The sequence below is a fragment of the Streptomyces sp. NPDC038280 genome, assembly GCF_055600045.1.
Genome location: NZ_JBVJYZ010000015.1, coordinates 71638 through 98481, shown reverse-complemented (window position 1 = coordinate 98481; position 26844 = coordinate 71638). Strand labels below are relative to the sequence as shown.

Genomic DNA, 26844 nt, shown 5'->3' with positions numbered 1-26844 from the left:
CCCGCGAATGCGCCGAAACGGCCTGCTGGGGGCGGGTGATGGCGATCTTTATGGTCCGTTTAAGGTGAGGCTAAGAGGCCGCTCAGGAACAGGCTCTGGAGGCCCGCGACACGATCCGGCCAGGGGGCTCATGCCGAACGAGGACGACGGGCGGCGGTGGCCCGTCGACTGGCCACCGGGTGAGACGCCGCTCCTCCCCGAGGCCGTACGCGCGTACCCGTACCCCTGGGACAACGCCTTCATCTGGACCTCGGAGGAAGAGGACGAGGAGACCCTCGCCTACGCGCGGGCCGTACTGGACGCCTGCCTGCCAACCCGGCCGCTCGCCGTGCCCGAGCCGCCGGAGGAGGCGACCGACCACGGCGACGACGAGTACCCCGAGTGGACCGAGATCCGTTCCGTCCTCCGCGCGCGCATGCCCTACGCCCGGTACGTCACGGCCGAGCGCATGGCCGATGCCGAGGCCGAGTGCGCCCGTCGGGGGCTCGACACGGGCGGTTTCCAGGAGGTCTGGACCCGGCGCATCACCGCCTGGATCGCCGAGCAGACCCTGTACTGGTGCGGCCTCATGGTCGACGACGACCACGCGCTCACCCCGTGGCTCAGGGACCTCGCCGAGCAGTACGTCCAGCGCGGGATGGCCGCGGAGAAGGCCGTCGGAGCGCTCAGCCGCACCAAGTCCGTGGGTGATCACCCGCCGTCGTACCGTGAAGGCATGATCATCCGTCCTGCGTCCCCCGACGACGTCCCCCGGGTCAAGGCCGTGACCGACGCGGCCTATCACCCCTACATCGAGCGGATCGGCGTCGTCCCCGCCCCGATGGAGGCCGACCACGGGGCGGAGGTGGCCGCGGGGCACGTCTTCGTCATCGGAGACCCCGTCATGGGGCTCGTCGTGCTCGTCCCGCGCCCCGGTCATCTCTTCCTGGACTCGATCGCCGTCCACCCCGACGCCCACGGCACGGGTCTCGGCCGCGGCCTCCTCGCCTTCGCGGACGCGTATGCGCACGAACTCGGGCTGCCGGAGGTCCGGTTGTACACGAACGCCATGATGTGGGAGAACCAGAAAATCTACCCGAAGTACGGCTACGAGATCGTCGAGCGGCGAGTGGACGGACCGTACGACCGTATTCACTACCGCAAGCGGCTGGGCAACGGCCGGGTGTAACGCGCCCCCGATCGAGTGAGGTTTCGATGCCGGGGCGGTGCGATCCGGTATCCCTGGCGGACATCGTCATCCCCGCCCCGAAGGGACCCCCCCATGAGCGCACGTCCGTCCCGTCTCGCCCTCGGCGTGACCGCGAGCAGCCTGCTGCTGGCGGGCCTCGCCGCCGCGCCCGCCGCCCACGCCGGCCCGGTCGACGACGTCACCGTCGACAACACCGGCACCGTCGCCGCCGACGGAACCATCACCCTCACCGGCACCTACCGGTGTCTCGACGACGGCGGGACCGGCCCGGTGTACGTGAGCAGCAGCGTCTTCCAGCAGAACCGGGCCACCGGCATCGGCGGCACCCGGGCCGTATGCGACGGCCAGGCGCACACCTGGACCAACAGCGGCGCTGTCACCGGGGGCGGCTACCAGCCGGGGGCCGCCCGGGCGGAGGCCACCCTGTTGAAGCTGCAGCCCGGTACCCAGGGCCTTTCGCTGCCCGAGTTCCTCGCCGCGCGGAAGGCGGACATCACGCTGAAGGAGAGCGGCAGCCGGCGCTGATCCGGCTGGATGCCCACAGCGGGTCGCCCGGCCGGATGTCCACAGCAGGACATCCGGCCGGACGCCTTGCCGGAAACCCGGCCTCCGGCCCGCCGCTAGAGATTCAGCATCGGCGCGAGCCCGTCACGGGCGAGCCGTTCGAGTTCGTCCAGGGCCAGGCGGGCCTGCGCCGCCGCCCGAGGATCGGCGTCCGCCAGACCGCTCGCCGCGAACTCGTCCTCGTCGAGCCGCAGCACCTCGGTTCCGTCCGCCGACACCCACAGATCGAGCTCGAGGTCCTCGACGACCACCTCGTCACCCTCCACGGCCGCCGGACGGGTGACGTCGCAGTACCAGCCCTTCAACGCGCCGTCGGAGGCCCTGACCTCCTTCACCGCGTACCACCGGTCGCGCCAGTAGTGCTCGATGAAGACATCGCCCGGCTCGAACCGCACGAACCCGAAGTCCCGCACGCCGTCGGCCGCCCACGGGGCGCGCACGGTGAGCCGGGTCCCGTCGTCGGCGACCACGGTGGCCGGATAGCGGATCTTCGTACGCCCCGCCTTGACCAGGACCACGTCAACCGATCGTGCGGACATGCCGAACCTCCGTAGCGCAGAGCTCATAGCCCAGCCATTGATTCACCGACAACATGGGCCGGTTGGCGGAGTCGTTGCCGGTGAACGCCTCCGTGTAGCCGGCCGCGCGGGCACGCCGCAGCGACTCGGTCTTGGCGATCTTCGCAAAGCCCCGCCCCCGGTACGCGGCCAGGGTTCCGGTCATGCCGGACATGTAGCGGGACCGCCCGTCCGTCAGCGCCGCGCTGAAGGCGACGAGCTTCCCCTCCGCCACCGCGACCGTCGTCAGCTCCCGGTCGAGCAGCGGATCCTTCCAGACGCGGTTCAGCCAGTCCTCGTAGTCGTCGAGAGTCACCGGAATGTCCCCCGGCTCGTCGGCCGTCACCGCAGAGTCCGCCTCGAAGAGGGGACGGGGGTCGTCGGCGAAGTCGGCGGCGGTGCGCAGCTCGGCGCCGGCGGGGAGCGCGGGCGGCTCGGGCAGGGTGGCGTCCGCCAGCCGGAGACGGAGGAAGAGGGCCGAGCGGCTGGGCGAGAAGCCCCGGTTCTGGGCGAAGGCCATCGACTCGGGGTCGTCGAGCACCCAGGCGTACACGGCCGTCGCGCCGACGGCCGCGAGATGCTCCTCGGCGGTACGCAGCAGCAACCCGCCCGCGCCCTGGCCGCGATGGTCGGGGTGGACGTTGGGGTTCACGAACGACTGACCGGGCTCGTCACCGTCGTACACGATCCCGGTATGGGCCGTCCCGATGATCTCCCCGTCCTTCTCGGCGACCAACAGGCGGTACTTCGCCGCCGGGTTGGCGTTCTCGACACCGAAGGCGAGGGCCTCGGGCGTCGTCACCAGGTGGGGGAGCGCGGCGCGCCGGACCCGCGTCACGGCCTCGGCGTCACCGTCGTTGCCGGGACGGAAATCACGGACGATCACAGTCATGGGGCCGCACGCTACGCGCCGGCCCGACGCGGTCGCCTCCCATTTTCCGGCGTCGCGCGGGGCGGTGGGGGAGAATCGGGTGCGTGACCCTGAAGATCGCCGTGGACACGGACTCCACGACCGCCCCGTACGAACAGCTGCGCACCCAGATCTCCGAGCAGGCCAGGACCGGTGCCCTGCCGGTCGGCTACAAGCTCCCCACCGTGCGGGGCCTCGCCGAGGAACTGGGCCTGGCCCCCAACACGGTCGCCAAGGCGTACCGCGCGCTGGAGGGCGACGGGGTGATCGAGACCCGTGGCCGCCACGGCACGTTCGTGGCGGCGGCGGGCGACGCGGCGGTCCGCAGGGCGGCATCGGCCGCGGCGGCCTACGCGACGGAGGCCCACCGCCTGGGCCTGACGCGGGAGGCGGCGGGAGCGGCGGTGGAGGAGGCGCTGAGGGCGGCGTACGGGAACTGACGACACATCAGCGCCGGGCCCGACCCGGGCCGGCCGCCGGGCTGGCCCGGGTCCGCATGCCGACACGCCTCCGCCCTCACAGGTACAGACCCGCGTCCGCGCCCTTGTTCTGGTCCGGGATCGACGCCGGGGGATTGCCCCGGCGCAGCGCGTACAGCTCCGCCAGCGTCGAACCCTCCCGGCCGACGCCCTCCTCGGTGCCGAGCCAGGTGACCGCCTCCTTCCGGGACAGCGGACCGACCTCGATGCGGGCCATGCACCGGCCGGGGCGGACCACCGCCGGGTGCAGGCGTTCCAGGTCCTCGTTGGTGGTGATGCCGACCAGGACGTTGCGGCCCTGGCCGAGCAGACCGTCGGTGAGGTTCAGCAGCCGGGACAGCGCCTGGCCCGCCGTGTGCTTGGCCTCGCCGCGGATCAGTTCGTCGCAGTCCTCCAGCAGGAGCAGCCGCCAGCGGCCCTTCGCCGTGCCCTCGTCCTCGCCGATCGCGATGTCCATCAGATAGCCGACGTCGTTGAACAGCCGCTCCGGGTCCAGGACGCAGTCGACCTGACACCAGTCCCGCCACGAGCGCGCCAGCGTCCGCAGCGCGGACGTCTTGCCGGTGCCCGGCGGCCCGTGCAGCAGGAGCAGCCGCCCGGCGATGTCGTCCGGAGTGACCTTCATCAGCCGGTCCATCGCCTCGGCCACCGGAGCCGTGTAGTTGGGCCGTACCTCGTCCCAGGTGCCCGCCGAGATCTGCCGTGTCGTACGGTGCGGGCCCCGCCGCGGCGAAACGTACCAGAAGCCCATCGAGACACTCGACGGCTGCGGCTCCGGCTCGTCCTGCGCGCCGTCGGTCGCCTGCTTCAGGACGCTCTCGGCCAGCTCGGACCGGACGGCGGTGACCGTGACGTCGGCGCCCCGGTTCCACCGCGAGATCAGCAGCGTCCACCCCTCGCCCTCGGCGAGCACGGCGCTGCGGTCGTCGTCCTTCGCCGAACGCAACACCGTGGCGCCCGGCGGCAGCAGCGTGGCGCCGGGCTTGACGCGGTCGATGGTGGAGCTGTGCGAGTACGGCTGCTCGCCCGTCGCGAAGCGGCCGAGGAACAGCGCGTCGACGACGTCGGACGGTGAGTCGCTGTCGTCGACGGTGAGCCGGATCGGCAGGGCGTGCCGCGGGTCGGACGGGTCGGACGGGTCGGGCGGGTCGGGCGGCGTGGCAGACATGCGCCCATGATCTGCCACAGGGCCTCCCCGCGCACGGTCTTTTGACGTGGTGCGCTACGTATGTGTCCTGGCCAGGACGGCCGCCGCCCGCCGGGCGCGTCGGACGACGGCGTATCCCTTCGTCAGGACCCGGTCACGGGCGAACGTCCGGACGACGGCGCGGCCCTCGATCAGCCGCTCGAACTCCTCGATCCCGGTGGTGCGCCGCACCGTCACCCGCTCCAGGGCGTACGGCCCCTGACGGCGCCGGGCGAGCGCGTTGCCGACGGCGAGCGCTTGGGCGAACCCGGCCGCGCGGACCGCCTGCCGTACGCGCCGGCTGGAATGGCCGTACGGATAGGCGAAGGAGTCCGGTGCCACGCCGAGCTCCCCGGTGATGATCTCCCTGCAGTGTGTCGCCTCGAAGGCCAGCCTCCCGTCGGAGAGTTGGTCCATCCGCGGATGGGTGTGGGTGTGACCGCCGATCTCGGTCCCGGCGGCGGCGAGGTCGCGCACCTGGTCCCAGTCGAGCATGGTGTCCAGCGCCCCGCCCTCGTCGTGGGGGCCGCGCAGCCACCCCGTGGAGACGAACAGGGTGGCGGCGAAGCCGTGCTCGGCGAGCACCGGCAGCGCGTGCCGGTGCACCCCCTCGTAGCCGTCGTCGAAGGTGATCAGGACGGGGCGGCGTGGCAGCGGGCCGCCCGACCGCCAGGCCCCGGCGAGCTGCGCGGTGGTGAGCGGGGTGAAGCCGCGCTCACCGAGCAGGTCCAGCTGCCGGGCGAAGTCCTCGGGGGACACGGACAGGCCGTACGCCGCCTTCGCGGGGCGGCTCCCGATCGCGTGGTACATCAGGATCGGCACGCGCCGGTCGGCCCCGCGGCCGGTCACCGGACCTCTCCGGTCACGTGAGCTGTCCGGTCACCGAGGTCACCGATCCGCCCGTACGAGAACGTCGTCCCGCCCGTGCGGGCGTTCAGCGCCCCCCGTAGGTAGCCGCCCGCCGCCATCGTGACACCCGCGACGATCGCGGCGGCCCGCCCCGCGCCGCCCGGCCGGCCGCGCACCGCGTCGTACAGACCGCGCAGCACTCCCACCGGAAGCACCCGCGTGGTGTAACGCCGCTCCGACTCGAGCCCTTTGGCCGCGCCCACGCTCCGGGCCACCAGGGCCTTGGACAGGCCCTCCGCGTAGGCCCGGGCGCGGAAGTACCCGAACCGCTCCCGCGCGGCGGGGACCTTGTGGTGGATGACGGCGCGGTCGTCGATGAGGAGCACCGCGTCCGGCAGGGCGGTCCCGAGCCGGATGCAGAGTTCGGTCTCCTCGCAGCCCAGCGGGCGCTTGTCGCCGTCCCGCCCGATGCCGGTGGCGAAGCCGCCCGCGGCGTCGAAGGCGGTACGCCGGAAGGAGGCGTTGCCCCCGAGGACGTTGCGCACCCGGACCCGGCCGGGCGGCAGGCCGCGGTAGGTGCAGCCGACGATCCAGTCGAACTCCTCGGGGAACCACACCGGCCTGCGGCCGGACGCCCAGGCGGGCACGGTCCGTCCGCCGACCGCCATCACCCGGGGGTCGGTGAACCCCTCGTCGAAGTACCGCAGCCAGTCGCGCTCCGCCACCGCGTCGTCGTCGAGAAAGGCGACGATCTCGCCGCGCGCGACGGCGATACCCGTGTTGCGGCCGGCGGAGAGGCCGCGGGGGCCCGCGTTGGCGAGCACCCGCACCTCCTCGCGTACCGTTCCGCTCCCGTACTCCTCGGTGAGCCGCTCCAGCAGGGGCTGGTTGTGATCGACGACGAGCAGCGTCTCCAGGGGCGGCCGGGACTGCCGCCGCACCGAGTCGACCGCCGCGATGATGTCGTCCCAGCGGTCCTCGGTGTAGGCGCAGATCACCACGGAGATCCGGCGGTGGTTCAAGAGACCTCACCCCGTGGGACGTTGACCGAGAGCGAGGTCGGGCGGCGGCGCGCCGGTCGGCGGACCCCCTTCTCCTTCAGGATCACCTTGAGGACGCGGATGCCGTCCCGTACGGCGTTGAGGTTGCTGACGCCGTGGATGCGCAGGTACTCGTGGCTGGGCACCTCCTGCACTCTGAGGCCGGCCTTGACGACCCGGATGTTGATCAGCGTCTCGATCTCGAAGCCGGTGCAGTCGAGGGTGATGTCGTCGAGGCAGCGACGCCAGAAGGCGTTGTAGCCGTAGCAGAGATCGGTGTACCGGGCCCCGAACTTGGCGTTGACGATCCCGCACAGGACCCGGTTGCCGAGTCTGCGCATCGGCGTCATGTCGTCGGTGCCGCCCCCGTTGGCGAAGCGTGAGCCCTTGGCGAAGTCCGCGCCGCCGACCAGCGCGGAGACATAGGAGACGATCTCCTGGCCGTCCGCCGAGCCGTCGGCGTCGACCATGACGATGATGTCGCCCGTGCAGGCGGCGAATCCGCTGATGAGGGCGTCGCCCTTGCCCTTGCCGGCCTGCCTGACGACCTTCACGTCGGGCCACAGCTCGCGGGCGACCCGGACGGTGTCGTCGGTGGAGTTTCCGTCGACCAGGACGACTTCGTGGATCCAGTCCGGAAGCGTCTTGAAGACGTACGGAAGATTTTCCGCCTCGTTCATCGCGGGAATCACCACGCTCACCGGCGGAGTGATCGCCAAATGGGAAGTGATGGCGCGGTACTGGGCGGCTATTCGACTGTCGGCGGATTCGGATGTGGCGGAATGATTCTCGAGTGAGCCCGTGGCTGGCGGGCGCAGGAAAGAGCTCATGGTCGGGTTTCCCTCTCGTCCGGTGGACCGCCCGACCCCCGGGCAGTCCGGTGATGTGTCCGGTTCGAAAGGGGGGTTCTCACCCGGCCGTCACGGAATCGACCTCCGTGCGGCATGAGTGAGCTGGCATGACTGGCCGCGTGGCACGCGACTCGGCACACGTACGTCCACCGAGCGCGGCACCCCCCTACGCGCCCCGCCCCGGAACCATCGCGACGCTGAAGCCCTCCCCTGAGCCGCTTTGCATGATGGTCCGTTGCGGGTGAGATGTACGACGGTATTGATGAATGGGACTGTATGGCAAGACCCGGATGATGGTCTCATTTTTTGCCGAATTGCCTTTCTTCGACAGCGGAGACGCAGAGTTCGATCGATTGGTTGCCGCCGAACAGGTGTGGGGTCGAGTGGCGGGAGTGACGGGGGAGTTATCGATTTCGAGCCGCCGGAATTCCGTTTGTGACGAGGAGCTCCAGTCCCGTCGGCGCGCGAATTGATTCCGCTACGGTTCTCGGCCGAGCGGGGCGCGCACCGGGCGGATCCGAGCGCCGGCGTGGGCCTCTGTGACCGGCTCCCGCCGTCCACGCCCCCGTGGCTCGTTCTCGATGCTCCGCGCGGGTGGTTTGCCCGCAAGGGTCCTGATGCCGGATCTCCTCGCCGAGAGCTCATGACGCCTCGTCAGGAGGTCTGCGCGGAATCTCCTTGGCATGGACACTTCCAGTGAGCTATGCGCGCTGCTACGACAGTTGAGGCAGAGATCCTGCTAAAGGGAGGTTCCATGAAACTGTCCCGAATCGCGGCTTTCTCATCGTCACTCCTCCTCGGCGCCGTTCTCACCCTCACCGGGGCGGGGCCGGCGCAGTCCGCGGAGAGCGCCGCGCTCGACTACGTAGCCCTCGGCGACTCCTACTCCTCCGGTGTCGGTGCCGGGAGCTACGACAGCGCAAGCGGCGACTGCAAGCGCAGCACCCGCGCGTTCCCCGTCCTGTGGGCCTCGGCCAACTCACCCTCGTCGTTCGCGTTCACCGCTTGCTCGGGCGCTCGTACGGGTGATGTCACGGCCGGTCAGCTCGGCCCCCTCTCCGCCGCCACGGACCTCGTCTCGATCACCATCGGCGGCAATGACGCCGGCTTCGCCGACGTCATGACGACCTGTGTCCTCCAGTCCGAAGCCACCTGTATCAACCGCGTGAATCAGGCCAAGGCCTACGTCGACACCACCCTGCCCGGCAAGCTGGACGCGGTGTACTCGGCGATCAGATCCAAGGCTCCGTCGGCGCGCGTCGTCGTCCTCGGCTATCCCCGCTTCTACAAGATCGGCGGCAGCTGCGTCGCCGGACTCAGCGAGAACGAACGCGTCGCCATCAACGGCGGCGCCGACCACCTCAACACCGCGACCGCCAAGCGCGCGGCGGACCACGGCTTCACGTTCGCGGATGTCACCCCGGCCTTCACCGGGCACGAGATCTGCTCCGGATCGGCCTGGCTGCACAGCGTGAACTGGCTCAACATCGGCGAGTCGTACCACCCCACCGCCTCCGGCCAGTCCGGCGGCTATCTGCCCCCCTTCAGGGCGGCGGTGTGACCGACCCCGTCGGGGTCGGCGGGGAGGCCCCGTCCGTCGGGGTCTCCCGCTCACAGGTCAGTGAGAAGGCGACCCAGTCGGAGCGCGCCTCGACCGGCGTACGGACCTCCAGCCGGATCCGGTCGCGGCGCGTGTCGTTCTCCCGGTGCGTCAGCTCGACGTGATCGACCTGCTTCTCCTTCGGGCCGCCGGAGGGGAACTGCAGCGTCCGCCACTCCGCCCCGCCGCTCTCGGTCGCCCACCGGTACGCCACCGTGACCGGCACCCGGCCGACCGTGATCGTCGCCCTGAAGGCGGGAGCCCGGGCCTCGGGCGGCGGACACGTCCCGCTGTAGCTGTCGCGCACCGCCGTCACCCGCACCCGGACGGTCTGCTGGGGCGTGGTACCGGAGGGTGTGCCCGAGACGCTCGGGCTCTTGGTGCCGGGCGTCGGGGTGGGTGTGGGAGTGGGACTCGGCTGCCCGGTCGACGGCGGCCCTCCGCCACGGCTCGTGGTGGTGCCCCCGCCCGGCGGCCCGAGACGGTCGTTGGCCCGCAGCAGCGCGTAGACGAGAGCGCCGACGGCCAGCAGCAGAAGGGCGACACCGACGGCGAGCACGGCGACGGCGCGCCGCGGCCGCTCCGGCCGCGTGGACCCCATGGCTGCCGTGGGACCGGTGGCGGCCGTGTGACCGGGACCGCGACCAGGACCGGGCAGTGGCATCGGCGGGGTCCGCCCGGCCTCGTCGCGCGGACCGTACGGGACGGGCGCCACCGGCGTACGGGACTGCCCCGGGGCGGCACGGAAGGCGCCGCCCGCGCCGATGATCCGCAACTGTCGCTCGGCCTCCTCGGCCGGCAGGCGCTCGGCCGGGTCCTTGCGCAGCAGCCCCTCGATCACCGGGGTGAGCGCGCCCGCCCGCCGCGGCGGCGGCAACTCCTCGTCCACCACGGCGCGCAGGGTGCTGAGCGGGGTGTCCTGACGAAAGGGGGAGTGCCCCTCCACGCACGCGTACAGCAGTACGCCGAGCGACCAGAGGTCCGACTCCGGGCCGGGAGTGCGGCCCAACGCCCTTTCCGGCGAGAGGAATTCGGGCGAGCCGACGAGCTCGCCGGTCATCGTCAGGTTGGAGGTCCCCTCCACCACGGCGATGCCGAAGTCCGTCAGGACGACCCGGCCGTCGTTGGCGATGAGGACATTGCCGGGTTTCACGTCCCGGTGCAGCACCCCCGCCTCATGGGCGCCGCGCAGCGCGGCGAGGACGTCCGCGCCGACGCGCGCGGCGCGCTGCGGTGTCATCGGGCCCTCGGCGTCCAGCGTCTCGGAGAGGGTGAGGCCCCGGATCAGTTCCATGACGATCCACGGCCGGCCCTCCTCGGTCGCCACGTCGTAGACGGTGACGACATTGCGGTTCGAGATGCGCGCCGCGGCCCATGCCTCCCGCTCCAGACGCGCGTACAGCCGTCGAACGTCCGTGTCGTCCAGCCAGGCGGGTGCGCGGACCTCCTTGACGGCGACCTCGCGACCGAGCACCTCGTCCCGGGCCCGCCACACCACCCCCATGCCGCCCTCCCCGAGGGGGCTGAGAAGGCGGTACCGCCCCGCGATCAGACGCTCGTCGCCCGGCACTTCGCTCACGGCGAGGTCCCCCATCCGCTGCAGGGTCGAAAACCACTCCAAGCTAGCTCAACCTGACGTGAGTGCCGCCCCTTTGGGCGACGTGTCTTCGTGATCTTGGTGGTGGAGATCACACAGGCCTCACGGGGGTGCCGGTACCGGACGGAAGGTGACGGATCGACACCTGTCCAACTCGACCTGGAATCAACTGTATTCGAAGAGTGACCGTCAACCCCCGTACGGGTACGGTGAATCCCATGAGCGGGATACACGGGTGTCACTGCGGAGCGATAGGGTTAACCTGCCCGGGCCGGGTGCCCTCGTACGGGTGGGGAGTGACATGGAACAGATAACGGTGCGAAGCAGGCCACGAGTGCCTGCGATCACCTGTGGGAGCAGCGCGACGAGCTCGCGTCTCGACCGCCACCTCTCGGTGCTCGGCGGCCCTGCCGTCCCGCAGCGCGAGGCGGCCGAAGCGACGCTGCTGATGCGTGAACTGACGTCGCGCGATGTCGCGCACCGACGCGGAAGCATCGGAAGCAGGAGCGCGCGTGTCTCGCTCTTCGCGCCGCTGCGACGGCTGCGGCGCTCGCTCTTCGGCAGCCGCCACTAGCACCTGCTCCGTCAAGGCCAGGCCTTCGGGCCTGTGCCTGCCCCCGCCGCTCAGGTGGGGCCCGTGTGCCCGTCATGCGCACCCGCCCCGCTCGCGTCCCCGCCTGGCGGCTCCTTTCGCGGGTTTCCCCGCCCCGCTCCCTGCTCGGTGTTGTGCACACGGCGCGCTCGCGCCCCTTGGCGCCTTCCGGTCCGCAGCCCGGCGCAGGCCGTCCCGCCCGGTCCACGGTGAACCCGGGACGCGGTCCGCGGTGAACCACGGCCCCTGTCTCGCCCCGCGGCTCCGGAGTCCCGCCCGTCAGGCGACCACCCCGCGCTCCCGCAGCCGCGCCACCTCCTCCTCGCCGACACCCAGCTCCCGCAGGATGACGTCCGTGTGGGCGCCCAGCGCCGGGATCGGGCCCATGGGAAGCGGCGGCGCGTCCGGAAAAGTGACCGGCGGGAGCATCGCGCGCAACGGCCCCACCGGGGAGTCGATCTCGCGCCAGCGGTCACGGAACTCCAACTGGGGATGGGCCGCCAGGTCCGGCACCGTGTTGAGCCGGGCGCAGGCGATGCCCGCTGCCTCCAGCCGGGCGATGGCCTCCGCCGCCGGGAGCACGACGAGCGCCTCGCCCACCACCGCGTCCGTCCTCTCGCGGTGCGCCACCCGGGCCGTGTTCGTCGCGAAGGCCGGATCGTCGGCCAGATCGGGGCGGCCGAGCACCTGCTCGGCCAGCCGGCGCCACTCGCGGTCGTTCTGGACGGAGAGCAGGACCTCACTCCCGTCCGCCGTCGCATAGGCGTCGTACGGCGCGATGACGGCGTGTCCGACCCCCGTGCGCGCCGGGGTCGCGCCCCCGTGCATCACATGGTGCAGCGGATGCCCCATCCACTCGGCCAGCGACTCCAGCATGGAGATCTCCACCGGTCCGCCGCGTCCCGTCGTCGCCCGCCGCAGCAGCGCCGCCAGCACCCCGGAGTAGGCGTACATGGCCGCCGCGATGTCGGCCGCCGGAATTCCGGCCTTGACCGGCCGGTCCGGGGTCCCCGTCACCGACACCAGGCCGGACTCGCACTGCACGAGCATGTCGTACGCCCGCTTGTGCGCGTACGGCCCCCCGGCGCCGTACCCCGAGATGTCCACGGCGACCAGCCGGGGGTGCGCGGCGCACAGGGTGGCCGCGTCCAGCCCCAGCCGCGCCGCCGCCCCCTGCGCGAGGTTCTGGACGAACACATCTGCCGCGGACGCGAGTTGACGGACGAGGGCCAGGCCACGCGGGTCCTTGAGGTCGATCGCGAGCGACTCCTTGCCGCGGTTGCACCACACGAAGTGCGAGGCGAGTCCGCCCGCCGCGGTGTCGTAGCCCCGGGCGAAGTCCCCGCCGTCCGGACGCTCGATCTTGATCACACGGGCGCCCAGGTCGGCGAGCTGGCGCGTCGCGAAGGGAGCCGAGACGGCCTGTTCGACGGCGACGACGGTGACGCCGTCCAGGGGGAGTGGCTGAGTGGTCATACCGCATTCTGCCGGGAGCGGTCCACGGGCCGGCGGGCCGCCCCGGCCCTCGCCGGGGAGAGGGCTACCGGCGCGCGTAGCGCCTGACGGCGAGAGGCGCGCACACCGCGACCAGGGCCAGCGACCACACCAGCGATCCGGCGATCGGGTGCGCCACCGGCCAGGCGGCGCCGGCCGGTACCTCGGCGTTCCCGAACAGGTGCCGCACGGCCGTCGTCTGCGCCGAAATGGGGTTCCACTCCGCGACCGTGCGCAGCCATCCGGGCATGTCGTCCGTCGGAATGTACGCGTTCGACAGCAGCGGCAGCATGAAGGTGGCGCTGCCCAGCTGACCCGCCGCCTCCTCGCTCCTGGAGGCGAGCCCCAGCAGGATCCCCACCCAGGTGGTCGCGAAGCGGAACAGCACCAGCAGTCCGAAGGCGCCCAGCGCTTCGAGCGGCCCGCCCTCGACGCGCCAGCCCATCGCGAGACCGACGAGCATCAGCGGGAGCAGTCCGACGGCGCTGGTGAGCAGATCGGCGAGGGCCTGGCCCAGCGGCACGGCGGCCCGGCTCACCGGCATCGTACGGAAACGGTCCATGACACCCCGGTGGGAGTCCTGGGCGGCCGTGAACATCCCGGTCATGACGCCGTTCGCGGCCGTAGCCACCAGCAGGCCCGGCACCAGGTACGCCCGGTACGCGTCGCCCGGCATGGCGAGAGCGCCGCCGAAGACATAGCCGAAGAAGAGCAGGAAGACGATCGGCATCGTCTGCGTCATGACGGTCATAGCGGGGTCGTGCCGGATCCGTCGCAGATGACGGCCGAGGACCGCGGTTCCGTCGTGGACGAGTGCGCTCACGGGACGAGCTCCTTGCGTTCGGTGAGGCGCAGGAACACCTCGTCGAGGGTCGGCGGACGCAGGCTCACGTCGACGATGTGCACGCCGGCGGTGTCGATCTCGCGGACGAGGCGGGGGAGCGTGAGCGTGGGGTCGGTGGTGACCGCCCCCACGGTGTTCCGTCCGGTGTCCAGGACGGGCGCCGAGCCGGTCAGCTGGTCGAGGACGGCCGCGGCGGCGCCCATCAGCCCCGGGGCGGCGACGACCACTTCCGCGTAACTGCCGAGCGTCGCCTTGAGTTCGGCGGGGCTGCCGCGGTGGGCGGCCCGGCCCTCGTCGACGAGCACGATCTCGTCGGCCAGCCGGTCGGCCTCCTCCAGGTACTGCGTGGTGAGCAGGACGGTCGTGCCCTCCCCGGCCAGTTCGCGCACGACGTCCCAGATGCCGTTGCGGCTGTGCGGGTCCAGGCCGGTGGTGGGCTCGTCGAGGAAGAGCACCTCGGGCCGTACGAGAAGGCTCGCGGCCAGATCGAGGCGGCGCCGCATGCCGCCGGAGTAGGTGCGGGCCGGCCGCCCCGCGGCGTCGCTCAGCCCGAACCGCTCCAGCAGTTCATCGGCCCGTGCGCGGGGAGCGCGCAGCAGCCTGGCGAAGAGCCGCAGGTTCTCGGCGCCGGTGAGATCGCCGTCGACGGAGGCGTACTGCCCGGTGACTCCGATGAGGCGGCGCACCCCCGCCGGGTCGCGCACCACGTCGCGACCGGCGACCCGTGCGCTGCCCGAGTCGGGTGCGGTGAGGGTGGTGAGGATGCGGACGGCGGTGGTCTTGCCCGCACCGTTCGGTCCGAGGACTCCGCTGACCGTGCCCTCGCGAACCGCGAGATCGAGCCCCCGCAGGGCGTGGACCTCGCCATACCGCTTCTGGAGGCCCTCACTAAGTACAGCGTACGTAGTTGTCATGAGGGGACCATAACCCACTACGTACGCTGTACGTAACTAGGATGGGGGCGAGGTGATGAGCCATGACGGGCCGAGCGGCCGAACCGGAAGTGATCTGGGCGCGCCCCGAGCGCGCGGGCCGCGGCCCGAAACCGGCGTACAGCCGGGCTGACATCGCGGCGGCGGCCGTGCGCGTCGCGGACGCCGACGGCATCGAAGCCGCCTCCATGCGGCGCCTCGCGGCAGAACTGGGCTGCGGCACCATGTCGCTCTACAACTATGTGCCGCGCAAGGAGGACCTCTACGAGCTGATGGTCGACGAGGTCGGCGGCGAATACGTCTTCCCGGAGCGGCCCAGCGGCGACTGGCGCTCCGACATGCTCGACCTCGCCCGTCAGACCCGCGCGATCCTGCACCGGCATCCCTGGGTGATCCGGCTGATGTCCGGCGCGTACGCCTTCGGCCCCAACGTCCTGCGCTATCTGGAGTACGGCCTCAGCTGCCTGGACGGCCTCGACCTCCCGGGCGGCACCAAGCTGGAGCTGATCGCGAACGTCAACGGCACCGTGATGACCACCGTCTCCGGTGAGATCGCCCTCGCCGAGCGCGCCCGCTCGCTGCCCTGGTCGCCGGAGCAGGAGCAGGCCGTGCGCGCCGCCTATCTCAAGCGTCAGGTGACGAGCGCCGCGTACCCGAGGCTGGCGGCCGTGCTGGGGGCGGCGGGTGCCGGGCCGGTCGATGCCGACGAGGTGTTCGAACGCACCCTGCGGCGGGTGATCGACTCCTTCCAGCCCGGTCAGAGCAGCGCGAACTGACCCTCGGGGCCCTCTTCGTGGTGGTCGAGGACGGAGGCCGGGCGGCGGGCCGACGACGGAACCGGCAGCACGCCCGCGGCCCGTAGCTCCTCCCGGGTGATGCCGGAATCCGTCAACCCGTCCTGGCGCGGCCGCAGTTCCGCGAGCAGGGCCAGCACGCTGATCAGCTCCAGCAGCTCCGAGGTCCACTCCTGGGGCCACGCGGCCGGGCCGATCGCCTCGAGGCCGCCCCCGTCCGGCGGGGCGGTGCGCCGGTCGAACCAGGTGCGCAGCACCCCGGCGCCGCCGACCTGGAACTCCCAGGCCCCCGCCGGAACCGGAGAGATCCGGCCCCCGCCGATCAGCAGCGCCTCCTCGTCGGGGTCGTACGCGATCTCCGCCGGCCGGTCGGGGATCGCCGCGCGCACGTAGGGGCGGCGGCCGCCGGGCAGCCGGGGCCGCTCTCCGCCCCGGGCCCCGCGCAGCTGGATGTCGGTGATCCGCCGCCCCAGTTCGACTCCCTCCTCCCATGTGGAGGAGTCGGCGGCCAGTGGCACCGCGCAGCCGGAGGCGGACGGCCGGGCGGCAGCCACGGCCCACGCGAACCACTGCCCGGCGGTGACCTCGCCGCCGTACCGCTCACTCAGCAGGTCCAGCAGACCCGGCGCGAGATTCGGCTCGAGGCCTCCCGGGCGCCGGTACAGCGGACGGATGCGCCCGGGACGGCCGGCCGGCAGCACGCCGCAGACCAGCAGGGCCGGCCCGTCCGCCCCGGGCACACGCCCCTGCTCCACGGCGAAGAGCTGATGACGGTCGGCCACCCGCCACACCTCGGGCCGGGCGACGTCGATGAGCCGGTGGTCCGGGATCAGCCACTGCTCGTCGAACGGGCCGTGGGCCAGGCGTACGGGCTCCGGAAACGGCCCCGGCTCCCGGGCGAACCGTCCCGTCCCCGTCGGCTGCCCGGGCAGCGCCGCCACCGAGCTGTGCGGTGTGCGCGCCCGCGTCGGCCGGAACAGCGCTTCCCGCTCGCCGCTCCCCGCCCGTACGAGAGCCTCCCAGCGGGCCCGCAGGGTACGGACGTCGGGGGCGAGGATCCACGACCGCCCCAGCCGCAGCGGCGCCACGGACCAGGGCATGAGGTCGTCGAGCAGCGGCAGCTCGGGCACGTCTTCTCTCACGGCAGGCATGCTAGTGACCGGTGGCAGGGGCCGGTCTCAGTCGGCCTCCACCGTGACCGTGAAGGAGAACCGGTCGCCCCGGTACCGGATCCGGGCCACGTCCACGACCCGCCCCACCTCGTCGTACGTCACACCCGTGTAGTGCAGGATCGGCGAGAGCAGCGGCACCTCCAGCAGCGCCGCAGTCTCGGGGTCCGCGAGCCGCGCCTCCACCGTGTCCGTGATCCGGCTGATCCGCACCCCCATCAGGTCGCGCAGCACCTTCGTCATGGGCCAGCGCTCCAGATCGGCGGGATCGAGACCGGCCGCCACATCCGGGCGCACCGCGTTCTCCGCCCAGTTGGTGGGCTCGCCGGTCTCCCCGTCACAGCGCAGCCGCCGGTACGCGACCACCTCCGACTGCCCCGGAAAGTACTCGGCCAGCTCGCCCGGCACCCGCTCGGTGCCATGGCCGAGCACCGTGGTCGCCTCGCCCGACTGCTGGGCCACGATCGCGTCGATCGAACCGAGCAGCCGGCGCGGGGCGCTGCGCCGGGCGCCCGGCTCGATGAACGTGCCGCGCCGCCTGTGCCTGCTGATCAGGCCCTCCTCCTCCAGCTCCTTGAGGGCCTGGCGCATCGTGAGCACGCTCACGCCGTAGTGCGCGGCGAGCTGCTCCTCGGTGGGCAGCCGCAGCGAGGCGTCGGGCGTCCGGCCCAGTATCGAGGCGCGCAGCGACTGCGAGACCTGATACCAGAGCGGCAGTTTGCGGTTCAGGACCAGCGAGTCGGGGGCGAAGGCGGTCACGGCTTTTCTCCGTACGTCCGTACTACGTCACTACGGCCGGAAGTGGCGCTCCAGACCTTGCCATACGTCGTCGTACCCGCTCTGCAGATGGGCGGCGCCCGCCGCCTGCCCGGTCGCCGTCACCGGCCAACGGGTCTCGAACATGAAGGCGAGGCCGTCGTCGATCTTCTGCGGCTTCAGTTCGGCGGCGCTGGCCCGGTCGAACGTCTCCCGGTCCGGGCCGTGCGCGGACATCATGTTGTGGAGCGACCCCCCGCCCGGGACGAAGCCTCCCTCGCCGGCCGTCTTCGCGTCGTACGCGCCCTCGATCAGACCCATGTACTCGCTCATCACATTGCGGTGGAAGTACGGCGGCCGGAAGGTGTCCTCGCCCACCAGCCAGCGCGGCGCGAAGACCACGAAGTCGACGCCCGCGAGGCCGGGGGTGTCGGACGGCGAGGTCAGCACCGTGAAGATCGACGGGTCCGGGTGGTCATAGCTGATCGAGCCGATGACATTGAAGGTGCGCAGGTCGTAGACGTAGGGGGTGTGGTTGCCGTGCCAGGCGACCACATCGAGCGGCGAGTGGTCGTAGGTCGCGGCCCAGAGGTTCCCGCAGTACTTGTTGACCACCTCCACCGGGCCCTCGACGTCCTCGTACGCGGCGACCGGGGCGCGGAAGTCGCGGGCGTTGGCCAGTCCGTTGGCGCCGATCGGGCCGAGGTCGGGGAGCTGGAACGGCTGCCCGTAGTTCTCGCAGACATAGCCGCGGGCGCTCTCGTCGAGCAGCTCGACGCGGAAGCGGACACCGCGCGGAATGAGCGCCACCTCGCCGGGGCGCGCGGCGAGGATGCCCAGCTCGGTGCGGAGCAGCAGGCCGCCGTGTTCGGGGACGATCAGCAGCTCGCCGTCGGCGTCGCTGAACACCCGGCGGGTCATGGAGGAGTTGGCGTGGTAGAGGTGCACGGCCATGCCCGCGCGCTGCGTCACGTCGCCGTTGCCGCCGAGGGTCCACAGGCCCGCGAGGAAGTCGGTGCCGGGCGCGGGCTCGGGCAGCGGGTTCCAGCGCAGGCGGTTGGGGTCGGGGACCGTCTCGGTGAAGGGGGCGCTGCGGACCGCGCCGTTGTCGATCCGTACGAACGGCGGATGGGCCGCCGACGGGCGGATCCGGTACAGCCAGGAGCGGCGGTTGTGGGCGCGCGGCTCGGTGAAGGCCGTGCCGCTCAGCTGCTCCGCGTACAGGCCGAGCGGTGCGCGCTGCGGAGAGTTGCGGCCGTGCGGCAGGGCGCCGGGGACGGCCTCCGAGCTGTGCTCATTGCCGAACCCCGAGTGGTACGCCAGTGCCTCGGCCGTCTTTCTCGCCTGCTCGGTCGCCGCTCTGTCGTCCGTTGCCCGGTCCGTGGCTGCCTGGTCGGTGTTCATCGCCCGCTCCTGTCCTCGCGCCCTGTCCTTGCACCCTGACTGAATCCTATGCATGACCGTAGGATTCCGCGCGGCTCACGTCAACGGGACCTTTGACCGAGGTGACGGGGGACGCGGACCGTCCCTCGGACGAATCCCGTGCGCGAGGGGTTCCAAAAGATGAACATTGCTCTACTCTCACGCCATGTCGCGCAGTCTGTGGACCCGCTGGATCCAGGTCGTGCTCCCGGCGCTCGCCGCCGCCCTCCTCGCCGCGCTCGCCGCCGCACCCGCGGCCCGGGCCCACGAGGAACGCCCCGTCACCTTCCCCGACGGCTCCGGCAGCGTCCCGGTCCTGCGCACCGGGGAGCCGGACCTCCTCGTCTGCAAGACCGACCGGGCGGCCTTCGAACGCCGGGTCTCCGGCTACCCGGACGCCCTGCGCGCCCGCAACCTCGCCCTCTTCGCCCGCTGTCTGCGCGAGGGCCACCGCCATCTGCAGCAGGCCGTCGACGCCGTCGACCGGCCCGGCATGACCATCGCCGTCCTGCCGGGGCTGTACGAGGAGGAACCCTCACTCCCCGCCCCGGCCGGCGCCTGCGCCCGCCTGAAGGCGTCCAACTCCGCACTCGGCTACCAGATCCTCAGCTACGAGCAGCAGAAGCGCTGCCCGCACAACCAGAACCTCGTCGCCATCCTCGGCAAGAAGAACCTCCAGATCGAGGGGACGGGCGCGGCACGCACGGACGTCGTCTTCGACGCCAAGTACCAGAAGCTGAACGCCATCCGCGCGGACGAGTCCGACGGCATCTACTTCCGCAACTTCACCGCCCAGCGCACCACCTTCAACTCGCTGTACGTGCTGGCCGGGGACGGCTTCGTCATCGACGACGTGCTCACCCGGTGGAACGACGAGTACGGCTTCCTCACCTTCGCCAGTGATCACGGCCTGTACAAGAACTGCGAGTCGTACGGCAACGGCGACTCCGGCATCTACCCCGGCAGCGCCTCCGACATCAACAACGGCCGTGGTTACGACGTCCCCCGCTACTCCATCGAGATCACCGGCTGTCGCAGCCACCACAACATGGTGGGCTACTCCGGGACCGCGGGCGACTCCGTCCTCGTCCACGACAACGAGTTCGACCACAACATGGGCGGCGCCTCCATGGACAGCGCCTTCCCCGGCCACCCCGGACTCCCGCAGAACCACGCCCGGTTCGAGCGGAACCTGATCCACGACAACAACGAGAACTACTACCGCCATGTCGCCGACGGCACCTGCGCCAAGCCGCCGATCGAGCGCGGCTACGAACAGGGCGTCGTCTGCCCGCAGATCTCCATGCCACCCGGCACCGGCATCATCACCGCCGGTGGCAACTGGAACCTCTACGAGAACAACTGGGTGTACGGGCACCGGCGCACCGGCTTCTACCTGAGCGCCGTCCCCGCCTTCATCCGCGGTGAGTCCGCCTGGTCCAAGCAGGCCGACACCTCGCACCACAACCGGTACGCCGGAAACCACCTCGGCGTCGACAGATCCGGAGCGGCGCGCCCCAACCGCACCGACGTCTGGTGGGACGGACAGGGTGGCGGCAACTGCTGGCAGTCCGGCACCGGCCCCTCCTCGCCCCGGACCCTGCCCACCTGCGGCGCCCGGCGCGGCGAGGTCTCGGGCGGTTCCGACCGGCTGGCGGGGGAACCGGTCAAGCTCGCCCAACTCCTCGTCTGCGCCGACTACAACGTCCAGGCCCGACGCCTCCCGGCCGGCTGCGACTGGTACGGCGCCCGGGGCATCGAACGCGTCGAGACCCAGCTCGCCCTGGCCGTCGCTGCGGTACTCGCCCTGGTGGGCGGCGCCCTGTGGTGGCGTCGTCTGCGCGGCAGCCGGCTCGCGGCCGTCGCGACCGCGCTGGGTGCGCTCGGTCTCGTACTCGACGTCGCCGGGTCGACCACCGGCCTGTCGTCCGGGTACGTCCCCGCCCTCGCCCTGCTCCTCCTCGGCGCCTGGTGGACCGGAATCGGCCTGGCCCTGCGGCCCGCGCGCCCCGCCTTCGCGTGGGCCACCCTGACGCTCGCCGCCCTCACTCTCCTCGACGCCTTCGACAAGGCGGTCCTGATGATTCCCTGGATCCCGCTCGGCCCGGCGTGGGCGAGGACGCTGCTCGCGGTGGCATGGGTCCTCTGGGCGGTGGTGGCGGCGTCCGGGCGCACGGGGGCCGAAGGCGGGCCGGATCCCGTCCACCGGTCACCGGACGCGGCGGACCACCCCGATGAAGCCGCCGCGCTCGCGGGCCGGAGCGGCTCGGCAGGCGGCTCCGCAGGCGTCTCCGCAGGTGGTTCCGGAGAGGCTTCCCGAGCGGCGGGCGGAGAAGACAGAGCAGGCAGCGAAGGCGGCGCCGGCGGCGAGGGGGCGGCGTGAGGCCCGGTCGCGGCGCGGCCGGGCGCCGGACGGTGGGCGCGCTCGCCGTCGCGCTCGTCCTGCTCGGCGCGGCGGGCTGCGGCGGGCGGCCCACCACACACCACCGGCCTGGCACGGGCCACGAGCAGGCGACCGGGGCTGCCGGGAGGCTGCTGGACGCGAAGGACGAGTCCGGCCACCGGCTCCGGGACGTAGCGGCCGAGGGCGCCCCTGCCGTGCGTCTCATCGCCCGGCCCGACCCGGAGGACGGGTGGAACCTCCAACTGGCCGTGGAGCGCTTCCGTTTCACCCCCGAAAGCGTGGGCGGCGCCGCCCTCCTCGGCCGCGGCCATGCCCACCTCCTCCTCGACGGCCGCAAGATCGCCCGCCTCTACGGCCCCTGGCACCATCTGCCCGCGAGCGCCGTGCCCCCGGGTGCCCATGTCCTCACGGTGCGCCTCCACGCCGACGACCACACGGCCTGGGCCGTCGCGGGCAAGCCGGTCGAGACCACGGCGAGGCTCACCAGCCGGCCGGGCTCTGCCGGTCACCCCCATGCCCCCACCCGCGCCCCCGAGCCGGCTCCCTCCCCGCCCGCCCCGGAGGGCGCCCCCGAACGCACCCTCGACATCAGTGTCAGCGGTGGCCATGTCCAACCGCCGGTCGGCCGAGTCGAGTTGAGGAAGGGCGCGCGCGTCGCCCTGCGGGTGACCAGCGACCGCGCCGACACCCTCCATGTGCACGGCTACGACAAGACCGTGCCACTGCCCGCCGGACGCCCCGTCACCCTGACCCTCACCGTGGACCGCGCCGGGCTCTTCGAGGTGGAGACCCACGACTCCGGCCTCGTCCTCACCCAACTCGCCGTCCGATGACCGCCCTCGCCCTCCCGGCCGTGTTCCTGTCCCACCCCACCCCGTCCGTCCCCACCCCGTCCGTCCCCGCCCTGTCCCTCCCCACCCTGTCCCTCCCCGCACTGCCCCTTCCTGGCCTCGCCCCCGCGGCCCTCGCCCCCATGCCCCCGAGGCCAACCCCCGCCGCCGCGACGTCGTCCCTCTTCCCCACGCCCCTGGCGCATGGGGTCGGTGCCCAGCACGACCTCCCCGTCCCGCTCTTCTACGCCTTCGCCGGCGCGTTCGCCGCGCTCTTCGTCTCCTTCCTCGCTCTGGGCCTGCTCTGGTCGGAGTCCCGCTTCCACGGCGACCGCTCGGGCCACCCGATCCCCGCCTCCCTCCAGCGCTTCGCCGATGCCCCCGCCACCCGCACCGCCCTGCGCCTGCTCGGCCTGACCGCTGCCCTGCTCGTGCTCCTCTCGCTCCTGCTGGGTCCCGACGACGCGGACCGCAATCCGGCGCCCGGGGCCGTCTACGTCCTCCTCTGGGTCGGTCTCGTCCCCGCCTCCCTGCTCCTCGGACCTGTGTGGCGCCTGCTGAACCCCCTGAGGGCGCTCCACGCCCTCCGCCCGACGAGGAACCCCCGCCCCCTGTCCCCACATGTGGGACTCCGGCCGGCCGCCGCCGGTCTGCTCGCCTTCACCTGGATCGAACTCGTCGCCCCCGACCCCGCGTCGCCCACCACCCTTCTCCTCTTCTTCGCCGCCTTCGCGGCCGTCCATCTCGCCGGCGCCGCCCGCCACGGCGCGGCCTGGTTCGCCCACGCCGACGCCTTCGAGGTCTACTCGACCCTCATTGCCCGCCTCTCTCCCCTCGGCCGCCGACACGACGGCCGCCTCGTCCTGCGCAGCCCCTTCCACTCCTTGGACGCCACGCCGGCCGCCCCCGGCCTCGTCGCCTCCCTCTGCGTCCTGCTCGGTTCCACCGCGTACGACGGCTTCTCCGACGCCCCTGCCTGGATCACCACCCTTCAGACCTCACCTCTCGGCCGCACCCCGACCGCCACCCTCGGCCTGCTCGGCGCCGTGGCCCTCGTCGCGGCTCTCTACTGCCTCTGCGCGGGCGCGGTCCGCCTGGCGGCCCGCGAGGTCACCCATCCCCTCAAGGCCTTCGCCCACTCACTCGTGCCGATCGCCCTCGGCTATCTCGTCGCGCATTACTTCACCCTCTTCGTGACGGAAGGACCACGCACCGTCATGGTGGCACTCGCCACTGACAACGCCCTCCCGGCCGGTCCCCTCCCGCCCGTCGAGGCGCCCGCGCCGCCGCTGAGCCCCGGCGGGCTCGCCGCTCTCCAGATCGCCGCCGTGGTCGCCGGTCATGTCATGGGTGTGGTCGCCGCGCACGACCGCGCGCTGCGGCTCGTTCCTCCCGCCCGGGCGCTCGCAGGGCAACTCCCGCTGTTCGCGCTGATGATCACGTACACCCTCGGCGGCATCGGACTGCTCATCGCCTGATCCTCGCCGCCCGACGGAAGCGGCATCATGGACCCCGTGCCCCAGCCCAACCGGCCCGACCCCGCCCCGCCGCACCCTGCCGCGCCCCGGCAGGCCGCCGTGCCGCGTTCGCTGCGCCGCAGCCCCGTCCAGCAGCGCAGCGCCGAGCGTCTCGCCCGGATCCTCGACGCCTGCGCCGAACTGCTCGACGAGGTGGGCTACGAGCAGCTGAGCACCCGCGCCGTCGCCGTCCGGGCCGGGGTCCCCATCGGCTCGGTCTACCGCTTCTTCGGCAACAAGCGCGCCATGGCCGCCGCCCTCGCCCACCGCAACCTGGACAGGTACGCCGAGCGCATCGCGGCGCGTCTGGCGGCCGTCGCCACGCTGGATTCGTACGGCGCCATCGACGCCGTACTGGACGAGTACATCGCCATGAAGCGCACGGTCGCGGGCTTCGCCCTGGTCGACTTCGGGGTGCCGGCCCCGAGCCCGAGCGCCGCCCCGACCAGCCCGACCGCCCCCGGAGCCGTCGGGGAGCCCGTGCTCCCCGCGGACGAGGGCGAGGACGACGACCCCAACCGTCTGGTCGTCGACCGGCTCTGCGGCCTGCTGGCCACCTACCTGGGCAGTACCGCCGGCGAGGTCCTTCGACGCAAGGTGCTGGTGGCGGTCGAGGCGACCGACGCGCTGCTCCAACTCGCCTTCCGCGCCCACCCTTCCGGCGACCCGGCCCTCATCGCGGAGACCCGCCAGCTCCTCCACGCCTATCTCGCCCCCGCCCTCGACTGACCCCACCCTCGACCGGCCCCCACCCCGAGCCCGACCCGGCCCGGAGCCGAGCCTCGAATCCGTACCCAGCCCCCGCCCCCGGCCCCGACCCGGCCCCGCCCCCACCCCGAGCCCCGACCCGGCCCGGAGCCGAGCCCCGAGTCCGTACCCCGCCGCCCCTCCCCACCATCCCTACTGGTCGGTATGCTCGGTGATGCCCGCGCGTCACCGCCGCCGCCCCAGGGGAGCCCCATGTCCGACGCCCTGCGCATCTGCCCGCTCTGTGAAGCCACCTGCGGACTGACCCTCACCCTCGACGGCACCCGTGTCACCGGCGCTCGCGGCGACCGGGACGACGTCTTCAGCGAAGGCTTCATCTGCCCCAAGGGAGCCTCCTTCGCCGAGGTCGACGCCGACCCGGACCGGCTCACCGCCCCCCTCGTCCGCAGGGACGGCGAGCTGCGGGAGGCGACCTGGGCCGAGGCGTTCGACCTCATCGCCGCCCGGATCCCGGCGCTCGTCGCCGAGCACGGCCCGAACACCGTCGGGGTCGTCCTCGGCAACCCCAACGTCCACACGATGGCCGGCGCCCTCTACCCGCCCGTGCTGCTCAGCATGGTGCGCACCCGCGGCCTCTTCACCGCGTCGACCCTCGACCAGATGCCCAAGCACGTCTCCAGCGGGCTGCTGTTCGGCGACGCCCACGCCATCCCCGTACCGGATCTCGACCGCACGGCCCATCTCCTGATGCTCGGCGCCAACCCGCTGGAGTCCAACGGCAGCCTGTGCACCGCGCCCGACTTCCCCGGGAAGCTGAGGGCGCTCCGCAAGCGCGGCGGCACCCTCACCGTCGTCGATCCGCGCCGCACCAGGACCGCCCGGCTCGCCGACCGGCACGTGGCCATCCGGCCCGGCGCCGACGCCCTGCTCCTCGCCGCGCTCGCCCAGGTCCTCTTCGAGGAGGACCTCACCGACCTCGGCGCGCTCGCCGGTCAGGTGGTGGGTGTGGACGAAGTACGGGAGGCCGTACGGGACTTCACTCCCGAAGCGGTCGCCCCGGCCTGCGACATGGACCCCGACGACATCCGCTCGATCGCCCGTGAGCTCGCCGCCGCGCCCTCCGCCGCCGTGTACGGCCGGATGGGCAGCAGCACCGTCGAGTACGGCACGCTCGCCAACTGGCTCGTCGATGTCCTCAACGTCCTGACCGGCAACCTCGACCGTCCCGGCGGCGCTCTCTTCCCGCTCTCCGCCACCGCCCCGGCTCCCCGCCCGCCGGGCCCCGGCAAGGGATTCGACCTCGGGCGCTGGACGAGCCGCGTCGCCGGCCACCCCGAGGCCAAGGGAGAACTCCCCATGTCCGCCCTCGCCGAGGAGATCGACACGGACGGCGAGGGCCGGATCCGCGCGGTCATCGCGATCGCGGCCAATCCGGTGCTCTCCGCCCCCGACGGCCTCCGCCTCGACAGGGCCCTCGCCGAGAGGATCGACTTCATGGTCAGCGTCGATCCCTATCTCAACGAGACCTCGCGCCACGCCGACGTCGTGCTGCCCCCGCCGCCGCCCTCCCGGTCCGCGCACTTCGACTTCGCCTTCAACGCCTTCGCGGTACGCAACCAGGCCCGCTACAGCCCGCCCGCCGTCCCTCTGGAAGAGGGACGCATGGACGAGTGCGAGATCCATGCCCGGCTGATCCTCGCCGTCGCGGGCATGCACGGCGCCGATCCGTCGGCGGTCGACGACCTCGTCATCCACCGGGCCCTCGCCAAGGCCGTCGCCGAGCCCCACTCGCCGGTCCACGGCCAGAACCCCAAGGAGCTCGCCGCCGCCCTGACCGGGCGCGGCCCTGAGCGGCGCCTCGACATGATGCTCCGCCTCGGCCCGTACGACCTCGCCCTCGACGATCTGATCGCCAGCCCGCACGGAATCGACCTCGGGCCGCTCAAGCCGCGTCTCGGCCAGGTGCTCAAGACCCGCAGTGGAAAGGTCGAGCTGCTGCCCGCCCCGATCGCCGCCGACCTGCCCCGGCTGCGGCGCGCCCTGGAGGGCCCGGCGGCGCCCCTCGTCCTCGTGGGCCGCCGCCATCTGCGGTCCAACAACAGCTGGCTGCACAACGTCCCCGCGCTCACCGGCGGCTCCAACACCTGCACCCTCCAGGTCCACCCCGACGACGCCACCCGGCTCGGGCTCGAGGACGGCAGGCCCGCGCGGATCAAGGCCGACGGGGGAGAGCTGGAGGTCGAGGTGGAGGTCACCGACGCCGTCCGGAGCGGAGTGGTGAGCCTGCCGCACGGCTGGGGACACGACCGGCCCGGCACCCGTCTCTCGGTGGCCGCCGCCCGCCCCGGCGTCAACGTGAACCAGCTCCTGGACGGCTCGCTGCTCGACCCGCTGTCCGGCACCGCCGTGCTCAACGGATTCCCCGTCGACGTGGCGCCAGCGCGATGACCTGGGGTTTTGCTCGTATTGCTCACACGTCAACATCTTGTTAACGCGTTTGTCAGGCACCTAACGTCATCCGAACCGCCGCACCGGTGGGAGCTCTCCGGTGGGAGTTCAA

24 protein-coding genes are annotated in these 26844 nt (G+C 72.4%); 11 read left to right on the top strand and 13 right to left on the bottom strand.

Annotated elements, in window-relative coordinates:
* Positions 1 to 715: 715 nt before the first annotated feature.
* Both ACZ7J0_RS26225 and ACZ7J0_RS26220 read left to right on the top strand, forming a co-directional pair.
* Positions 716 to 1168: a GNAT family N-acetyltransferase gene (locus ACZ7J0_RS26225; RefSeq protein WP_470891414.1), complete on the top strand. Its 453-nt coding sequence runs from the start codon at positions 716 to 718 to the stop codon at positions 1166 to 1168.
* A gap of 93 nt (positions 1169 to 1261) precedes the next feature.
* On the top strand, positions 1262 to 1714 hold the full coding sequence (locus ACZ7J0_RS26220; protein WP_470891294.1) for a DUF6299 family protein: 453 nt from the start codon (positions 1262 to 1264) through the stop codon (positions 1712 to 1714).
* Between the two features lie 95 nt (positions 1715 to 1809).
* On the opposite strand, the gene ACZ7J0_RS26215 is transcribed toward ACZ7J0_RS26220, so the two are convergent.
* Entirely contained in the window at positions 1810 to 2292 is a 483-nt protein-coding gene (locus ACZ7J0_RS26215; RefSeq protein WP_470891292.1) for a ribonuclease FAU-1 family protein, read from the bottom strand.
* A complete protein-coding gene (locus ACZ7J0_RS26210; RefSeq protein WP_470891290.1) occupies positions 2273 to 3202 on the bottom strand; it encodes a GNAT family N-acetyltransferase in 930 nt (309 codons plus the stop codon). The genes ACZ7J0_RS26215 and ACZ7J0_RS26210 overlap by 20 nt, the downstream gene beginning before the upstream one ends.
* A gap of 83 nt (positions 3203 to 3285) precedes the next feature.
* On the opposite strand from ACZ7J0_RS26210, the gene ACZ7J0_RS26205 reads away from it, so the two are divergent.
* The gene (locus ACZ7J0_RS26205; protein WP_470891288.1) at positions 3286 to 3660 is read left to right on the top strand and encodes a GntR family transcriptional regulator; all 375 of its coding nucleotides are present in this window, start codon (positions 3286 to 3288) and stop codon (positions 3658 to 3660) included.
* Positions 3661 to 3736: 76 nt separating this feature from the next.
* Here the strand turns inward: ACZ7J0_RS26205 and ACZ7J0_RS26200 are convergent, their stop codons facing one another.
* Genes ACZ7J0_RS26200 through ACZ7J0_RS26185 form a run of 4 tightly spaced genes read right to left on the bottom strand, consistent with a single transcriptional unit; the run spans position 3737 to position 7604 of the window.
* A complete protein-coding gene (locus ACZ7J0_RS26200; RefSeq protein ID WP_470891286.1) occupies positions 3737 to 4867 on the bottom strand; it encodes a DUF5925 domain-containing protein in 1131 nt (376 codons plus the stop codon).
* A gap of 54 nt (positions 4868 to 4921) precedes the next feature.
* Positions 4922 to 5695, bottom strand: coding sequence for a polysaccharide deacetylase family protein (locus ACZ7J0_RS26195; protein ID WP_470891412.1), 774 nt, complete (start codon positions 5693 to 5695; stop codon positions 4922 to 4924).
* Between the two features lie 35 nt (positions 5696 to 5730).
* The gene (locus ACZ7J0_RS26190) at positions 5731 to 6756 is read right to left on the bottom strand and encodes a glycosyltransferase family 2 protein (protein ID WP_470891284.1); all 1026 of its coding nucleotides are present in this window, start codon (positions 6754 to 6756) and stop codon (positions 5731 to 5733) included.
* Positions 6753 to 7604, bottom strand: coding sequence for a glycosyltransferase family 2 protein (locus ACZ7J0_RS26185; RefSeq protein ID WP_470891283.1), 852 nt, complete (start codon positions 7602 to 7604; stop codon positions 6753 to 6755). The genes ACZ7J0_RS26190 and ACZ7J0_RS26185 overlap by 4 nt, the downstream gene beginning before the upstream one ends.
* Positions 7605 to 8379: 775 nt before the next feature.
* Here ACZ7J0_RS26185 and ACZ7J0_RS26180 point away from each other — a divergent pair.
* The gene (locus ACZ7J0_RS26180) at positions 8380 to 9186 is read left to right on the top strand and encodes an SGNH/GDSL hydrolase family protein (protein ID WP_470891281.1); all 807 of its coding nucleotides are present in this window, start codon (positions 8380 to 8382) and stop codon (positions 9184 to 9186) included.
* On the opposite strand, the gene ACZ7J0_RS26175 is transcribed toward ACZ7J0_RS26180, so the two are convergent.
* Positions 9170 to 10819, bottom strand: coding sequence for a serine/threonine-protein kinase (locus tag ACZ7J0_RS26175; RefSeq protein ID WP_470891279.1), 1650 nt, complete (start codon positions 10817 to 10819; stop codon positions 9170 to 9172). The two genes, ACZ7J0_RS26180 and ACZ7J0_RS26175, sit on opposite strands and share 17 nt — an antisense overlap.
* A gap of 304 nt (positions 10820 to 11123) precedes the next feature.
* On the opposite strand from ACZ7J0_RS26175, the gene ACZ7J0_RS26170 reads away from it, so the two are divergent.
* Entirely contained in the window at positions 11124 to 11396 is a 273-nt protein-coding gene (locus ACZ7J0_RS26170; protein WP_468709586.1) for a hypothetical protein, read from the top strand.
* Positions 11397 to 11693: 297 nt separating this feature from the next.
* Here the strand turns inward: ACZ7J0_RS26170 and ACZ7J0_RS26165 are convergent, their stop codons facing one another.
* From ACZ7J0_RS26165 to ACZ7J0_RS26155, 3 genes are all read right to left on the bottom strand, one after another.
* Positions 11694 to 12890 carry a CaiB/BaiF CoA transferase family protein gene (locus tag ACZ7J0_RS26165; RefSeq protein WP_470891277.1) on the bottom strand — a complete coding sequence of 399 codons (1197 nt, stop codon included), beginning with the start codon at positions 12888 to 12890 and terminating at the stop codon, positions 11694 to 11696.
* A gap of 64 nt (positions 12891 to 12954) precedes the next feature.
* Positions 12955 to 13731, bottom strand: coding sequence for an ABC transporter permease (locus ACZ7J0_RS26160; protein ID WP_470891275.1), 777 nt, complete (start codon positions 13729 to 13731; stop codon positions 12955 to 12957).
* Positions 13728 to 14666: an ATP-binding cassette domain-containing protein gene (locus ACZ7J0_RS26155; protein WP_470891273.1), complete on the bottom strand. Its 939-nt coding sequence runs from the start codon at positions 14664 to 14666 to the stop codon at positions 13728 to 13730. Before ACZ7J0_RS26155 ends, ACZ7J0_RS26160 begins: the two co-directional genes overlap by 4 nt.
* 62 nt (positions 14667 to 14728) lie before the next feature.
* Between ACZ7J0_RS26155 and ACZ7J0_RS26150 the strand changes: the two genes are divergently transcribed.
* Positions 14729 to 15460 (top strand): TetR/AcrR family transcriptional regulator, encoded by a 732-nt coding sequence (locus tag ACZ7J0_RS26150; RefSeq protein ID WP_470891271.1) that lies wholly within the window; start codon positions 14729 to 14731, stop codon positions 15458 to 15460.
* Here the strand turns inward: ACZ7J0_RS26150 and ACZ7J0_RS26145 are convergent.
* Genes ACZ7J0_RS26145 through hmgA form a run of 3 tightly spaced genes read right to left on the bottom strand, consistent with a single transcriptional unit; the run spans position 15442 to position 18807 of the window.
* A complete protein-coding gene (locus ACZ7J0_RS26145) occupies positions 15442 to 16629 on the bottom strand; it encodes a type ISP restriction/modification enzyme (protein ID WP_470891269.1) in 1188 nt (395 codons plus the stop codon). The two genes, ACZ7J0_RS26150 and ACZ7J0_RS26145, sit on opposite strands and share 19 nt — an antisense overlap.
* 27 nt (positions 16630 to 16656) lie before the next feature.
* Entirely contained in the window at positions 16657 to 17406 is a 750-nt protein-coding gene (locus ACZ7J0_RS26140) for a GntR family transcriptional regulator (protein ID WP_470891267.1), read from the bottom strand.
* 30 nt (positions 17407 to 17436) lie between these two features.
* The gene (gene hmgA / locus ACZ7J0_RS26135) at positions 17437 to 18807 is read right to left on the bottom strand and encodes a homogentisate 1,2-dioxygenase (protein WP_470891265.1); all 1371 of its coding nucleotides are present in this window, start codon (positions 18805 to 18807) and stop codon (positions 17437 to 17439) included.
* Between the two features lie 184 nt (positions 18808 to 18991).
* On the opposite strand from hmgA, the gene ACZ7J0_RS26130 reads away from it, so the two are divergent.
* The 5 genes from ACZ7J0_RS26130 (at position 18992) to ACZ7J0_RS26110 (ending at position 26732) form a co-directional block, all read left to right on the top strand.
* Positions 18992 to 21208, top strand: coding sequence for a right-handed parallel beta-helix repeat-containing protein (locus ACZ7J0_RS26130; protein ID WP_470891263.1), 2217 nt, complete (start codon positions 18992 to 18994; stop codon positions 21206 to 21208).
* A complete protein-coding gene (locus ACZ7J0_RS26125; protein WP_470891261.1) occupies positions 21205 to 22062 on the top strand; it encodes a hypothetical protein in 858 nt (285 codons plus the stop codon). The genes ACZ7J0_RS26130 and ACZ7J0_RS26125 overlap by 4 nt, the downstream gene beginning before the upstream one ends.
* A gap of 140 nt (positions 22063 to 22202) precedes the next feature.
* On the top strand, positions 22203 to 23537 hold the full coding sequence (locus ACZ7J0_RS26120; RefSeq protein WP_470891410.1) for a hypothetical protein: 1335 nt from the start codon (positions 22203 to 22205) through the stop codon (positions 23535 to 23537).
* A 27-nt stretch (positions 23538 to 23564) separates the two neighbouring features.
* Positions 23565 to 24305, top strand: a complete 741-nt coding sequence (locus ACZ7J0_RS26115; RefSeq protein WP_470891260.1) for a TetR/AcrR family transcriptional regulator — start codon at positions 23565 to 23567, stop codon at positions 24303 to 24305.
* Between the two features lie 231 nt (positions 24306 to 24536).
* Complete coding sequence (locus tag ACZ7J0_RS26110; protein ID WP_470891258.1) at positions 24537 to 26732, top strand: molybdopterin oxidoreductase family protein; 2196 nt, start codon at positions 24537 to 24539, stop codon at positions 26730 to 26732.
* Positions 26733 to 26844 lie beyond the last annotated feature (112 nt).